Origin of the sequence: Mesorhizobium sp. B2-3-15, from assembly GCF_006442875.1 — a bacterium.
Classification (GTDB): domain Bacteria; phylum Pseudomonadota; class Alphaproteobacteria; order Rhizobiales; family Rhizobiaceae; genus Mesorhizobium; species Mesorhizobium australicum.
The window spans coordinates 632,857-648,923 of sequence record NZ_VFVO01000001.1; the positions used below are offsets into that span (position 1 = coordinate 632,857).

Annotated in this window: 3 protein-coding genes; 1 reads left to right on the forward strand and 2 read right to left on the reverse strand. The window is 65.5% G+C overall.

Annotated features, from left to right (window positions below; translation table 11 throughout):
• Positions 1-87: 87 nt before the first annotated feature.
• Together FJ954_RS03155 and FJ954_RS03160 are read right to left on the reverse strand one after the other, a co-directional pair.
• Complete coding sequence (locus tag FJ954_RS03155; protein ID WP_140660389.1) at positions 88-1,332, reverse strand: Xaa-Pro peptidase family protein; 1,245 nt, start codon at positions 1,330-1,332, stop codon at positions 88-90.
• A 332-nt stretch (positions 1,333-1,664) separates the two neighbouring features.
• Positions 1,665-2,186 carry an invasion associated locus B family protein gene (locus tag FJ954_RS03160; RefSeq protein WP_246681007.1) on the reverse strand — a complete coding sequence of 174 codons (522 nt, stop codon included), beginning with the start codon at positions 2,184-2,186 and terminating at the stop codon, positions 1,665-1,667.
• Between the two features lie 334 nt (positions 2,187-2,520).
• On the opposite strand from FJ954_RS03160, the gene FJ954_RS03165 reads away from it, so the two are divergent.
• On the forward strand, positions 2,521-15,960 hold the full coding sequence (locus FJ954_RS03165) for a hypothetical protein (protein ID WP_246681008.1): 13,440 nt from the start codon (positions 2,521-2,523) through the stop codon (positions 15,958-15,960).
• Positions 15,961-16,067 lie beyond the last annotated feature (107 nt).

Below are 16,067 nucleotides of genomic sequence, written 5' to 3' on the forward strand. Positions count from 1 at the left end.
ACGGAGCTTCGCTCCTGCTCCGCCCGTGGATGACGAAGGTGGAGGGACCTCAGCCAATTTCCGGAGGTGCAGATCTCAAGCCTCCTACTACCCAATCACCTCCAGCCGCCGCGGCAGCCGGTTCATCGCGACCGGCCCATCCGGCGTGATCAGGAACTGGTCCTCGAGGTTGAAGCTGGCGAGGCCGTCGATATAGAGCGGGATCTCGAAGGCCAGCACCATGCCGGCCTCGATCACGACCTCGCTGCCGGCCGATATGAACGGCCATTGCTCGGAAAAGACCGACTGCCCGACGCCGTGGCCGAAGTGGCCGCGGCGGTAGGAGCGCAGGCCTTGGCGCGCCAGGCTGTCGGTGGCGACGCGGTGGACATGGGCAAGCGTGTTCCCGGGAACAAGCTCGGCCAGCCCATCGTCGAAGGCGCGCTCGGCAATGGCGTGCAGTTCGGCCTGATCAGCCGAAGGCGGGCCGAAGGTGAAGTTGCGCGACATGTCGGAGGCGTAGCCACCGACCGTACAGACCATGTCGCATTTCAGCGGATCGCCCGCCACGGCCCTGGCGCCGGCGCCCTTGGCCCGGGCGCCCAGCGTCACATATTCGGCCGTGATGACCGGGTGGGACAAGCCGGCCGCCGCCGTGGCGACGCCCTGCCGGTAGAGCGCGACGAGATCGCTCTGGCGCATCCCGGCCATGGCATCGACCTGCAGCCGCTCCAGGCCGGCTTCCGACAGGATGATGCCTTGCCGCAGCAGGTCGATCTCGCGCTGCGACTTGACCGCGCGCAGCCGGTCCAGCACAAGCGAGCCGTCCACAACAGGGCAATCCGGCAGCAGCGCCTGGATGGCGGCAAAATCGGCGGCGGGAATGAAGTCGAGGTCGAGGCCGAGCGTGGCACGCTCCAGTCCGAAATCGGCGAGGATTGCTTGCAGCTGGCGCACCGAGCCGGCGAGGTCGAAGGTGGCGGGACGCGCGAAATCCGGCGCGCGGCCGAGCGAAGCCAGGCCAGCCTCGATACGCTCCGCCAGGGGCAGCCCGGCAGCTCCTGTCTCGACCGGCGCTGCTTCGATCCAGATCGGGTGCGAGCGCACGACCATCTCGGGCGCGGCGGTCCGCAGTTGCGTGGCATTGAAGTCGGCGACCACGACGCCGATCGGCAGGTCCTGCCTGGCCGGGACGACGACGAAGCCGGCGCCGGCGCGCCGGAACAGTCCGGCCGGACCGATCGAAGCGCCGGTCGCGTAATGGAAGGCCTCGGGCGCTGAGAGCACCAGCGCCGCGATGCCGGCGCGTTGCATCAACTGCGTGGCGCGCTGCCGGTCGACAAAACCCGTCATGTGTTTCTCCGGATGTCCGAAGCGACAACGGAGCATCGCAGGTGCGGACAATCAAGACGGTTGCTCGTATTGACGCACCGATACCTTGAGTGCGGAGCGGAGACGCCCACGACTTCGTCATCCTAGAGCGGAGCAAGGAGCGCAGCGACGCAGCGCAGACCTAGGATCCATGCCGGGACTCCGGAGCGTTGCCACGGTCCAGATTCTGCTCCGCTGCACCCGCCAGCACGGTCGCGACATGGATCCTCGGGTCTCCGCGACGCCGCGCCGCGGCTGCTCCGCCCGTGGATGACGAAGGGATAGGATGTCGGCCACGGTTGCCGGCGAACCCGCTACTTGATCGATTCCAGCTTGGTCAGCGCGGCGGTGAAGCCGGCCAGCGACACCGGGATGGTGACCGGCTTGCGGGTGACGGACTCCATGCCGATGTTCAGATTGGTTCCCGACTTCATCGCCTTGACGAGGTCCGGCGGCAGCGGCGTGGCGGCATAGGCGCCGTTCTGGTCGCTGGTCTGGATGGCGATGGTCGTCTTCTGTCCCTGGTCGATCTGGTAGCTGGCGCCGGACGGCAGGAAGAGGCCGTGCGGCAAGGCGAGCAGCATGGCGAGGCTGCCATTGCCATTGTCGCGGCGAACGGTCACCGTAAGCACGCGCTGTCCTGTCTTCGCCTCGGTCAGGTTCTGAGACACTTGGCATTGAAGTTCGGCGCTCGCCGAGCCGCTGGAGCAGTTGACCGCCCAGGGATTGGCGTCGGCCGGCTTTGACTGGGCCGGTTGGGGCTTGGCGGCTTCCTCGGCAAGTGCGGGTCCGGCGCCCGACAGGATGAGCCACAGGGCACCAATACCTGCGGCCAAGCTCAAAGTATTAGCTACAGCTAAAACAACTCTCATGTTCTTTTAGGCCCCACCGGTATTTCCCGCAGTAGGGCTTGATACAGCACTCCAATCCAGCCTGAAAGCCAGGAATCCACCGAAGCAAGCCGGCAAATCTACTGTGTCCATATTACCACAGAGAAGCAGTTTGGTAGGCCACAGCAGCAGTTTGATCACTGGGGACTCGCTATACACTAGATTTCCATTAAACATCAGCACGCGGGACGTGTAGTCCCAGAAGGACTCGCCAGGGATGGGAACTACCGAGAAGTCTCGGCAAGTTGGTGAGATGGCGGCGCGTGGGGAGGGGTTCCACATGCGCGCCGGTTATCGCCGTTCGAGCATTGCAAGGCAGCTCTGGAAGACGACGGCGCTTACGTCGCTGGCGCTAGCGCTCTCGGGCGTGGCCGCCTATGGCGACGATGCCGGGCTCTGGCAGCCGCAGGTCCGGGCCATCATCGGCGCCGACAACAATGGCGGCAACGCCGCGCTCGAAGGCTTCATCCCGATCAAGCAGAGCGCCGAATCGGTGCTGTTCCTGGATGTGCGGGCCAAGCACGATTTCAAGGACGCCTTCGGCCAGGATATCGGCCTCGGCATCCGCCGCATCGTCAACCCGGACCTGATGCTCGGCGGCTATGCCTATTTCAATGCCGAGAGCTACGGCGGCACGCAGTTCACCGGGGGCACGCTGGGCGTCGAGGCGATCACGCCGAATTTCGACGCGCATGTGAACGTCTTCGTGCCGATCAAGGGCGACTCGACCGACCACTCGACCAGCTCGACCCTGTCGATGGTCTCCAACCAGCTGATCGAGCAGATCTCGGTGCTCGACCATCGCGACTACGCGGCCTGGGGCATCGAGGGCGAGGTTGGGGCGAAGGTGCCGTTCGACCTGCCCGACAGGCATTCGCTGCGGCTGGACATTGGCGGCTACCATTTCGAGGATCCGCACGGTGATGACGGCAGCGTCACCGGCGCCAAGGCTGGCATCGAATATGAGATCGGCGATGTCTTTGGCACCGGAACGTCGCTGACCTTCACTGGCGAGGTGCGCAACGACAATCGCGACGACACCCAGTTCGCCGGCAGCGTGCGGCTGAACATCCCGTTCAATCCCGGCGGCGGCTCGGACAGCACCGCGGCCATCGGGGCGGATCCGGTCTATCCGGTCAGCGAAGGCTTGCGCAAGCGCGTCAACGAGCGGGTGCGCGGCGATATCGGCGTCCGCATCCAGAGCCAGGACAAGACCGGCGGCACGACGACCCGCGTCGCCATCAACGCCGCCACCAATGCCGCGTTCGGAAAGTTCTATTTCGCCGATGGCGGCCTGGCCGGCGCCGGCACGCAGGCCGACCCGACGACATTGGACGATGCCGTCACCAAGGCCGGCAACGGCGGCTTCGTCGTGGCGCTCGGCGGCAATGGCAATCTGACGACTGGCGGCGTGACGCTGGCCACGGGCCAGACGGTCATCGGCGGCGGCGAAAGCGTCACCGCGAAGCTTTTCGGCGGCGGCACGGCCACCTTCAACCTGGGCGGCAGCGACGGCACGATCCAGGGCACCAACGTCGCCAACCCCGTCATCACGCTGGGCAACGGCAACACGCTGAACGGCATCACCATCACCGGCGGCGGCGACGGCATTTTCGGCAACAACGCCACCAGCACGACGCTGACCAACGTCACGGTAACGGGCACCGGCGGCAATGGCGCCGACTTCACCGGCAATTCGACCAATGTCAGCGCGTCCAATTTCACCGCCACCGGCAACGGCCTCGACGGCCTGCATATCGAAGGCGACGGCACCTACAATTTCACCGGCACGACGCTGCTGTCGGGCAACCAGGACGACGGCCTCGATATTACGGGCAAGGGCACCTACAGCTTCGCCATCCTCAACGCGCAGGATAACCAGGATGCCGGCATAACGGTGAAGGGCACCGCCGTCGGCGGCAGCTTCACCACCACCGGCGGCCAGGTGACGGGCAACAAGGCCCTGGGCGACGACGGCGTCGGCATCTTCATCGACCCGATCACCGCGCATGTGGTGCTGGATTCAATCTCGCAGACCGGCGGCACATCGGGCGTGGTGCTTGACCATGTCTCGGGCAGCTTCACGGTCAACGGCGCCACCACGATCTCCAACACGACGGGACCGGCGATCGCCATTTCCGATTCGCCGGCAACGATCCGCTTCGGCGACATCAACATCACGGCGCCGGGCGGCGACGGCATGTCGTTCAGCGGCGTCAACGCGGCGGTTGTGGCCGGCAACATCGTCATCTCCGGGCTCGGTCTCGGCCATGCCGGCCTCGACTTCTCCGGCAGCCAGACGACCTTCACGGCGCTCTCGGCCAACATCAGCGGATCGGGCGCCGGCTCGATCGGCATCGATCTCGCCGACACGACCGGCGGCGCTTCGATCATCATCACCAATGGCGGCACCATTTCGGGCGTCGACACCGGCGTGCGCCTGGGCATCGCCGGCTCGCTGGCCCACTCGGCCAATGCCCAATTCAGCTTCGGCGGCGGCTCGATCGCGGGCGTCACCGCCTCGCTCGACGCGCGTGGGCTGAACCAGACGCTCGGCCTCTATGCCTTCGGCTCGACGACGTTCAGCGGCCCGCAGCTGTTCGACGTCCAGAACGTGATCTTCGTCGGCGCGGCAGCCTCGGGTGCCGGCGACGGCTCCTCGCTTGCGGACCTGGCGTCGATCGGCACCGCCGACGGCATTACCGACGCCAACGCGATCTTCGTGCTGGTCAACGACGTCGGCAACACGCCGATCAATGCGTCGGGCGGCTTCTCGCTCAGCGACGACCAGACGCTGGCGTCCTTCGGCAATGGCCGCTCCTTCTCGCTCGGCGGCGTGCCGATCAACGTCACCGGGACCAACATCCAGCACGACCAGGTCGTTTCGGATCCCGGCACCGGGGCGGCGACGCTGACCAATTCGGGCGCCGGCGACGTCGTCACGCTGGGCAACGGCAACTCGCTGCTGGATTTCAACATTTCGGGCGGCAGCGGCGCGGCTATTGGTGGGACGGGCATTGCCGGTCTGACGGTCCAGGGTGTGTCGGTCGGCGGCGTTGCCACGGGCCTGTCGCTCGACAATTTCGGCGGCACCGGCACGCTCACCAATTTCGATATCACCAGCGCCGGCTCGGGCGTCAGCATCACCGGCGGCACCACCGGCACGCTGACTTTTGATGCCGCGAGCTCCATCACCGGCACGACCGGCGTGGCGTTCAACATCGATTCCTCGACACCGAACCTGACCTACAACGGCACGATCAACCAGACCGCTGCTGCCAGTGCGGTCAAGATCAACGCCATGAACGGCGGCTTCGCCAGGTTCGGCGGCAAGATCACCGCCAGCACCGGCGCGGCCAACGCCATCGACCTGACCGGCAATGCCGGCGGCGCGATTGCTTTCGTCGGCGGTCTCGATCTGACAACCGATGGCGGCTTTGCCTTCAGCGCCGTCAATGGCGGCAATCTGACGGTGTACGGGGCAAGCAATACCGTGGCGACCGGCCTGGGGCCGGACGAGAAGGGCATCCAGATCGCCGGCATGACGATCGGCCTGGCCGGAGTGAACTTCTCCAGCGTCACCGTGGATGGCTCGGGCGGCGGCGTTTCGACCGGCATCGCCATTTCCAACACCAGCGGCGGCAACGTCAACTTCGGTGGCGTCGACCTGTATCGCATCAGCGGCGTCGCCATCAGTCTCGACAATGTCGCCAGCGGCAGATACACCTTCCAGGGCACGACCAAGGTCGACACCGTGGTGGGTGGAGGCTCCGGCTTCCTGGTTCAGAACAGCGCCGCGACCGTCGGCGTCAGCAACCTCGTAACGACGAATATCGCCGGCGCCGATGTCAGCCTGACCAACAACACCGGCACGATCGACATTGGCGGCACCATCACCAATTCCGGCACGGGCGATGGCGTCGTCGTCTCCGGCAGCAGCGCGGCGATCACGATCGGCGCGACCATCAACAGCTCGGCGACAGCGCCCGGCACGGCCGTCAGGGTCGACGGCATCACCGGCGGCTCGGTCGCCTTCACCGGTCCGGTCACCTCAACCGGCGCGGGCAACCTGTTCGCCATCGGCTCGACCACCGCGCCGACGGGTGGCACGATCAGCTTCACCGACTCGGCGCTGACCGCCAGCGGCGGCGGTGGCGCGATCATCGCAGGCTTGGGCGCGGCCGCGACCTTCAACGCCACGTCCCCAATTTCGATCACCAACGCGGTCGGCAACGGCCTGTCGGTCTCCAATGTCGCCGGCAGCGCCACCTTCGGCGCGGTCACCGTGTCGGGTGCAACCGGCAATGGCATCGACATTTCAGGCAATTCCGGTTCGGTGACTTTCGGCACCACCAATGTGACGCTGGGCTCGGCGGCCAACACCGCCGGCATCAACTTCGGCGGCACCAACGCCGATGTCAGCTTCGGCACCACCAGTGTGACGATGGGCGCCGGCGCCAACCAGACGGCAATCGACTTCAGCGGCTCGTCGACGACGGCCGATTTCGGCGTGACCACCATCACCGGCACCGGCGAGGCCACCTCGCGCGGCATCGACCTGTCGTCGACGACAGGCAACAAGACCATCACCTTCCTGCGCGGCTCAAGCATCAGCGACGTCCATATCGGCGTCGATTTGTCGTCCGGCCTCAGCACGCTGACTTCGGCCAACGCCAATTTCACCTTCGGCGACGGCACTTCATCCGACGGGCTGCAATCCTCGATCAGCGCCGCGCCCGGCGGCTACACCGTCAACACGGTCGGGCTCGACCCGACGCTCGGCAATTATGATTTCGACGACGTGTTCTTCACCGGCAGCGCCAATCTGCCCTCGGCGGTCGGCGCGGTGACGATGGTCTCGCAGTCGGGCGGCGTTATCGCCGTCGGCACGTACGGCCTCAGCCAGTCGGTGACCACGATTTCGCTTGCCGACGCCGATCTCATGACCGGCACGCAGACCTTCGCCTTCGTCGGCACCGTCGATCTCAGCGCAACGCCGTTCACGCTCGATTCCGGCCAGTCGATCACCGGCTTCGGCAACAGCAACGTCATCGCCGTGTCCGGCACCTTCCAGCAGGTGAACGTGCAGGGCAATCTCGGCGCCACCGGCGGCAACGTTACCGGCGACGAGGGCGTCGTCACCGGCACCGCGGACGCCATGCATCTGCTCGGCAGCAATCAGGTGCGCAACACCGCCTTCGACTTCACTGGCGCCAGCGGCTCGGTCTTCCTGATCGACCAGAGTGCGGCCGGCTTCGACAACACCGGCGGCATCACGATCCAGGGCGTCACGGTCAGCAATGTCGCCGTTGGCCAGACGGCGTTCAAGGTCGACGGCCTCACCAGCAACGTCTCGATCATCGACAACAACATCAACGTCGCCGGGACGCTGCTCGACGCCGATGGCGGCGACGGCAACATCACGCTCACGCGCGGCAACCTGCCCAATGGCGGGCCGGCCGGCACGCTGACCGGCGGCGGCGTCTCGATCGTCAACCGCACCGGCGGCCTTGTCGATTTCACCGACAAGGCGACCATCGGCGGCAATGGCGTATCGCTGGCCAACAACAGCGGCGCGGGAATCACCTTCGCCGATCTGGACGTTTCCACCAATGGAACGACGGCCTTCACCGCCACCGGCGGCGGCACGATCACGGTCGACGCGGGAACGATCAATGCCACGGGCGCGCAAGCGGCGTCGCTCGACAGCATCACGGCCGACATTCATTTCACGTCCACCAGCGCGACGTTCAGCGCCGGCAACGGCATCGACCTGCAGAACCTGGCCGGCACGGCCGCTTTCGGCACCGGCACGCTGACCAACACCGGTGCGGGCACGTCGTTCAATGTCGGCTCGGCGACCGCCGCCAGCGGCGGCACTGCTGATATCTCCTATGGCGGCACGATCGCCACCAACGGCAGCGGCGCCGCCGTCTCGATCCAGAGCATGACCGGTGGCTCGGTGGCGCTGTCGGGCAATTTGACCGACAGCAATGCGGCGGCCGGCGGCAACATTTTCGTTGCCGGCAACGATTCCATCACCATCACCTTCTCGGGTACGACCAAGCAGATCAGCTCGGGCGCCGCCGATGGTGTCAATCTCGGCCTCCCCGGCGGTTGGCCTTCGGGCACGCCGACCCCCAACACGAACTCCGCCATCAACTTCACCAATGGCGGCCTCGACATAACGACGACAACAGGCGCGGGCTTCATAGCCATCGGGGACTTCGGCTCCTCGACCTTCACCGTCACCGGCAGCGGCAACAAGATCAATTCCGGCGGCAACGGTCTCCTGGCGGTCGGCGCCGATGCCGGCGTCGGCGGTGTCACCTTCGACAGCATCTCGGCGGTATCCACGAGCGCCTTGGGCGGCGGCGCCGGCGTGTTCCTGTCAGGCATGAACCTGGCGGGCAATGTCAACATCGGCGGGCTGAAGGATACCGGCTATATCGGCGCCTCGCTGTCCGGCCTGTCCGGCCCCGGCGTGGTCAATTTCACCGGCACGAACGATCTCGACACCAGCCATGAAGGGTTCGAGATCAGCGGCCAGGTCGGCACCATAAACATCGCCAATGTCGCCGGATCCACCCTGACCATCGACGGCAGCGAGGTCGGCATTGCGTTTGCCGTCCTCCAGACCGGGACCGTCAATGTCGGCGGCAACGGCGGCGTCGCCAGCATCGGCGCGACGACAAGCACCACCGGGTCGGCCATAGCTCTCTCCGGCGGCAACGACCTTGTTAATGCGACGCTGAACTACAACGGTTCGATCAAGGTCGATACGGGCACGGTGCTGCAAGCCGCCGGCGGCGACTGGACCGAGTTGAACATGAGCGGTTCGGTCGTTTCGACCACGGACGCGGCGGCGGCGGGGACGGCGGCCTTCACCTTCACCGGCAACGCCAACGGCGCCTACAACATTTCAAGCACGATCAATCATGCCGGCAAGGGCATTGGCGTGCTGTTTGACGGATCGTCCGAGGGAACGGCCACCTTCTCCGGCACGTCCAAGATCTTCAACACCAGCAGCGGCGCCAACGGCGCCATCGTCAAGGCCCCCAGCATCGGCCCGGGCGAAGGCACGGGCACGCTCGCCTTCACCGGCGGCAATCTCAAGATCACTACCTCGAGCGGCGCCGGTTTCACCGCCAGCACCACCGGCCCGGGCACGGTCAGCGTCGGCGGCACCGGCAACACCATCACCACGACGACGGGCACCGCGCTCAACCTGGACGGCGCGACGGTCGGCCCGGATGGTGTCACCTTCGACAGCGTCTCTGCCAACGGGGCGGCGACCGGCATTGCGCTGAACAATGTTTCCGGCGGCACCGTCAGCCTTGGCGCCGCGAATTTGCTGGGCATCACCTCGCATGGCGTCGATATCTCCGGCACGCTCGGCTCGACGCTGAATTTCACCAGTCTCAACGTCGGGCTCGGCGCGGCGAACGCGATCGGTCTCGACCTCAACGGCGCCGCGCTTGGCGCCAGCAACATCACGGCCGGCGATTTCGACGTCGACGGAGGCAGCGCCGCCGGTACGATCGGCATCGACATGGCCGGCACGACCGGCACCGGCACGATCCAGCTCGGCGACACGACCAACAACAACCCAGCCGGCCAGACCTCGAAGATCGAGAATGTCGGCTATGGCGTCCAGTTCTCCAGCGCCACCAACGCCAAGCTGGTCTTCGGCGACGGGGCAGGTCCGGCCGAATCTTCGATCGCCACCACCGGCGGCCAGGTCATTCACGCCACCGACACTTTGCCGACAGCGGGCGACTACAATTTCAACGACGTCAATTTCTCCGGCGACACGTCAAACCTGTCGGCGATCAGCGTCTACTATGTCACCGCCGACGCCAGCGCTCTCGGCGACGGCAGCCTGCTCAATCCAGGCACCTATGCGAACGCCCAGAATTCCACGGCCAATGTCATCGTGCTGATCGACAAGAACGGCACCGGCAGCCAGGAGACGATCGACCTGAGCGGCACCTCGTTCCAACTCGACGACGGACAGGTGCTGCTAGCCTTCAAGAGCGGCGATGCGGCCGTCGATGTCTCGCAGCTCGGTGTCGACACCAGCAGCGGCGCCTCGGCGGCATTCCATTTCACCACGGTGCAGAATTCGCCGATCATCTCGGCGCCGGGCGGCATCGATACGCTGCGGCCGATCCTGCAGAGCAACACCGCCACCTCGGTGGTCAATTTCGCGACGACCGGCACCGGCGTCCTCACCGGCGGCATCGAGAACCTGATCATCCGCAACACCGGCAGCGGCACCGGCGTCTCGGGCAGCGTGGCGAGCGCCTCCAGCGTCTTCCTCAGGAACAACGACATCGCCGCCGGGGGCAGGGCGCTCGACTTCACCACCAGCGGCGCGCCGGCTGCCGACAGGCTTCTGCTTTCGATCGACGGCAATACGCTGCAGTCGACAGGGACCGCGCTTGCCGCCAATTTCCTCGGCCAGAGCGTCAGCGCCACTCAGAATACGATCGCGATCCGGTCGTTTGCCAACAATACGGTCATCGGCGGCACCGGCGGCGGCATTGCTTTTAACGGTGCCACTTTCGACTCGACGGGCGGCGGCGGCACCGTCAGCGCGGGCACCCTCACCGTCGGCACAACCGGTGCGCGCGTGCAGGGCGACGGCCTCAACCTGCTCAACACCAGCGGCACGCTCGATCTTGGCACCTTCAGCATTGCCAACAATGGCGGCACGGGCCTGCTGGTCAACGAAAAGGGTGGCACGACCTTCACGTTGAACAGCTCGGGCGGCTCGGTCGACACCACGAACGGCACTGCCATCAATCTCGACCCGCTGACGGTCCACATGACGCTCGGCAGCGTCACCGCCACCGGCGGCGCCAGCGGCATCATCTTCGACGGTGTTGCCGGCACCTTCACCATCACCGGCGCCACCAGCATCACCGGCACGACGAGCGCCGGCATCAGCGCCGTCAATACCAATACCGGCACGTTCAACTTCAACACGGTAACGGTCAACAACACGACCGGCGGCGGCATCGGCTGGGCCAGCGGCACGCTCAACGTCACCGGCCTCGCCAACATCGACACCACCACCGGTGCCGGCATAGCCGCGACGGGCGGTGCGATCAGTGTCGCCGGCTCGGGCAACACGATCACGACCGGGTCAGGAACCGCACTCGATCTCAGCGGTACGACCGTTGGTGCTGGCGGCGTGAATTTCTCCAGCGTCTCGGCCAATGGCGCCGCTACCGGCATCGCGCTGAACAACGTCTCCGGCGGCGCCATCGCGCTTGGCGCGGTCGACCTGCAGGGCATAACCTCGCGCGGCATCGATGTGTCCGGCACGCTTGGCGCGGCCCTGTCTTTCACTGATCTGGGCATCGGCCTGAACAGCAGCTCGGCCGTTGCCTTCGACCTGAATGGCGCGATCATCGACGCGGCGATCACCGCCAATGATTTCGACGTCACCAATGCCGCCGTGGGCGCGGGCTCCTCGATCGGCGTCGACCTGCGCGGCGCGACCGGCGGATCGACGGTACGCCTCGGTGACGCCGCGGTCGGCGGCGCATTTTCCAGCATCGCCGGTACCAACACCGGCATATTCCTGAACAGCACGACGAACCTTGCCTTCACCTATGGCGACGGCGAATCGACGACCGACAAGGGTTCGACCGTGAGCGCCAATGTCGGCATCGACGCCTCCAGCGCGCCAACGCTCGGCACCTATAACGTCCAGGACGTGAACTTCCAGGCCAGCCCGGGCCTCGGCTTCGGTATCGGCAAGATCTATTTCGTCGGCGCCACCGCGACCGGCGATGGCCTTGGCAAGGATCAAAGCAATCTGATGACGTTGGCCGCAGCGGAGTTCCAGGCCGGGCCAAACGACATCCTCGTTCTCGTCAACAATGGCGTCATCACAGCGGCGGGAGGCGACAACACGCTGCTGCTGCAGGCCGGCGAGCAGGTGCGCGGCTTCGGCGCCGGCAACATCAACCTGGCGCTGACCGTGCCGTCGACGATCCAGCTGGCCAGCAATAACGTCTCGATCGCCGATCAGACGTCCGGCGGCGCGGCGACGCTGACAAGCTCGGATGGCAGCAGCATCATCACGCTGGGCAGCGGCGGCAACATCATCGACGGCTTTACCATCAACGGTAGCGACGGCACAGGCGCCAATGCCGCGATCGGCATCAGCGGCGCGACATCGGGCGCCACGATCAGCAACATGACGATCAGGAACGTCACCGCCACCGATATCGACTTCGGCGCCGGCGCCACCGGCACGACGAAGCTGACCAATCTTTCCCTCTTCTCCACGGGCGTGGCCGGCACCGCCATCAAGTTTGGTGCTGCCTCCGGAACGGTCACCGCCACCAAAGTCGTCACGTCGGGCGGCGGCGGCCTGTCCGTGGTCGGCGGCGATGCTGCGTTCAGCTTCGACGACACGAGCTCGGTCTCCAGCGCCGCCGGCACCGCTGTCAGCATCACCAACCGCTCCGGCGGCAGCTTCGGCTTTGCCGGCACGGTCACGTCGAGCTTTGGAGCCAGGGCCATTTTCATTTCGGGCGCGACTGGAGCAGACACAGTAAGCTTCACCGGTGCCGTCAACCACAACAACGCCACCGGCGCCGCCGTCGCGATCAACAATGGCGGCCAGGCCTCGACCGTCAGCTTCGCCAACCTCACCATCACGACGGGCAGCGGCACCAACACCGCCTTCACCGCGACCAATGGCGGCACGGTCAATGTCACCACCGGCTCGATCAGCACGACGGCCGCCCAGGCGATCAACCTCAACGGCATCGCCGCCGGCATCAATTTCACCTCGACCACATCAGGCGGCGGCGCCAACAATGTCAGCCTGACGAACGTCACCGGCACGGTGAACCTGGGCACGGGCTCTTTGACAGGCGCTTCGGGCACGGCGTTCGACGTCAGCGGCGGCTCGGCCAATATCACCTATGCCGGCACGATCGCACAAGCGATGGCCGGCCAGCAATTGATCGCGGTCGCCAACACCACTGGCGGCACGGTGAACTTCACCACCGCCGTGGCGAACGGCCTCAACGATACCGCCGGCACCGGCATCCTGATCGACGGCGCCGCTGGCAACGTCACCGTCAACAATGCAAGCCTGACCGGAACGGCCGGCATCACCATCCTTGGCGATGCGGCGAACAACGCGACCGGCACCTACACTTTCAACAATGTCGCGATCCAGACCGCCGCGGGCGCCACCAATACGGCCTTCGTCGTCGATGGCGACCAGGGCACGCCGGCCAACGACGACGTGAGCGCGACCGTCAACCTCAACAATGTCGACATCACCAACCCTGGTGGCAATGTCGCCAACATCCGCGGCATGGCCGGCGGCTCGGTCAATTTCGACTCCGCCAGCTCCATCGCTCGCAACGATGGCGGCTTGGGCATCGTCGCCCTCAGTAATGCCGGCGGCTCGATCAATTTCGGCGGCGCGTCGAAGACGCTCTCGACCGGGGCCAACGCCGCGGTCATTCTGACCGCCAACTCTGGCGCGACCATTAACTTCACCGGCGGCGGGCTGGCGATCACCACGTCGAGCGGCCAGGGCTTCAATGCCACGGGCGGCGGCACCGTCAGCGTCACCGGCTCCGGCAACACGATTTCCGCCGGCAGCGGCGCCGCGGTCAATGTGGACACGGTCGCCGTCGGCGTGGGCGGCATGAGCTTCGCCTCCACGAACGCGGGCGGCGGCGGCGGCAGCGCCGTGATACTGGACACCGTCACCGGCCCGGGAGCCATCAATCTCGGAACCGGCGCCCTGCTCGGCGGCAACCTCGCGGCAATCCGCATCGGCGACGGCGCCGGCGGCGCCAACAGCGGCGGCACGGTGGCCGTCAGCTATGGCGGCACCATCACCAGCGGAACCGGCCAGGCGGTCAACATCCAGGATCGCGCCGTCGGCGCCGGCAACATCACCCTGTCGGGCACCATCACACACAATGTCGCCGGCCAGACCGGCATCCTGCTGGACGACAACGCCGCCGGCACCATCACCTTCTCGGGCACCTCCAAGTCGATCACGTCGGGCAGCGCGGCCGGCGTCAGCCTGACCGACAATGCCGGCGCGATCATCGACTTCAGCAATGGTGGGCTGGTCATCAGCACCACCAGCGGCACCGGCTTCAACGCCACCGGCGCGGGTCCGGCAGCAACCACCGGCGGCACGGTGACGGTGACGGGTTCTGGCAACACGATTACATCCACGACCGGCACGGCGCTCAACATCGTCAACACGACGATCGGTGTGAACGATCTCACATTCCAGAAAATCAGCTCGAGCGGCGGAGCCAGCGCCGGCATTGTTCTCGACAACACCGGCTCGAGCGGCGGTCTGCACGTGACCGGCAGTGGGTCGAACATTGGCGCGACGGGCGGTGGTGTCATATCCGGCAAGACCGGCGGCGACATCAACTCGCAAGGCACGGATGGCAGCGCCGTCATCACCGGTACAGATGGCGTCGGCATTTTCCTGCGCAACACCAGCGACGTCCAGCTGAACGGCATGCAGCTCAACGACTTTACGAACTACGCCGTTCTTGGCAGCGGTGTCACCGGCCTGATCATCGACCACACCACGATTAACGGCGTGAACGGCAACAACGACGTCGTCAACGAGGGTTCGGTGTGGCTGCAGCAACTGCTTGGCAGCGCCACCATCCAAAACAGCTCGATCAGTGGCGCCTGGGAAGACAATCTGCATGTGCAGAATTCCAGCGGAGTTCTGAACCGGCTGACAGTCGATAACGTTGCCTTCGGCGCCAACAGCGCCAGCTTAGGCAACGAGCAGATCAACGCGGTCGCGCTCGGTACCGCGACACTGAACATGACAGTTCAGAATTCGACGTTCACCGGTTCGCGCTCGGTCAACATGCAATACACGATGGGCGTCGACACCTCGAATGTCGGCGCCGCAAAGGGCGACGTGGTTATCGCCAACAACACGATCACGGGTGCTGCATCGCAGATCTCGGGTGCCGCGGGCATTTTCATCACCAGCGGCGGCACGGGCAATCATCCGGCGCTGACATACAATATCCATGATAATAATATCAACGGCATGGTGGGCTCGGGCATCAATGTCAGCATGGCGAGCAGCACCGCCGCGGGCTCGTACAGCGGCTTCATCAACAACAACACCATCATCGGCAATGCGACCAGTGGTGGCGCGAACGGCATCGCCATAATCACCGCCGGGGGTGGGACCCACGCAACCGCAATCACCAACAACACCATCACCAAGATGGCGACCGATGGCATCTATATCCAGAACGGCGACAACACGTCAGGCGGGGACGGCATCATCTTCGCGACCGTCACCGGCAACTCGGTCAAGGACGCGTTTGGCGGCTTCCCGAACGCGGCGTTCGAACTGAACAATGGCACGACCAGTTCCGGCGAGGCTGGCGGCGATCATTCGATCGTTCATCTGACGCTGGGTGGCGCGGGCGCTCTGCAGAACGATTTTGCGACCAGCGCCGGTCAAGCCGGTGCCTACTTGCAAGAAGTACGCATGCGTATGCGGTTCAGCGCGACGACGTACCTGAATGGTTATGCTGGCAGCCCCACCGATGATGCGGCCGTCTCGACCTGGGTTGGCAACAACAACATCCTCAGCACCTCGGGTGGGGAGGACTCGCATGTCGTCACCAGCCATGGCTCAGGGTCGGCAACCTGGCAGCCTGGTCCGTAACGGAGCCTGCGCGAGCAGATGGAGCTTTGGAGTCTGAGGAAAATCATATACCGTCATGTATAGTTAATACGTACGCCGAATAGAATCTTTCCATGTGCGCGAACGGT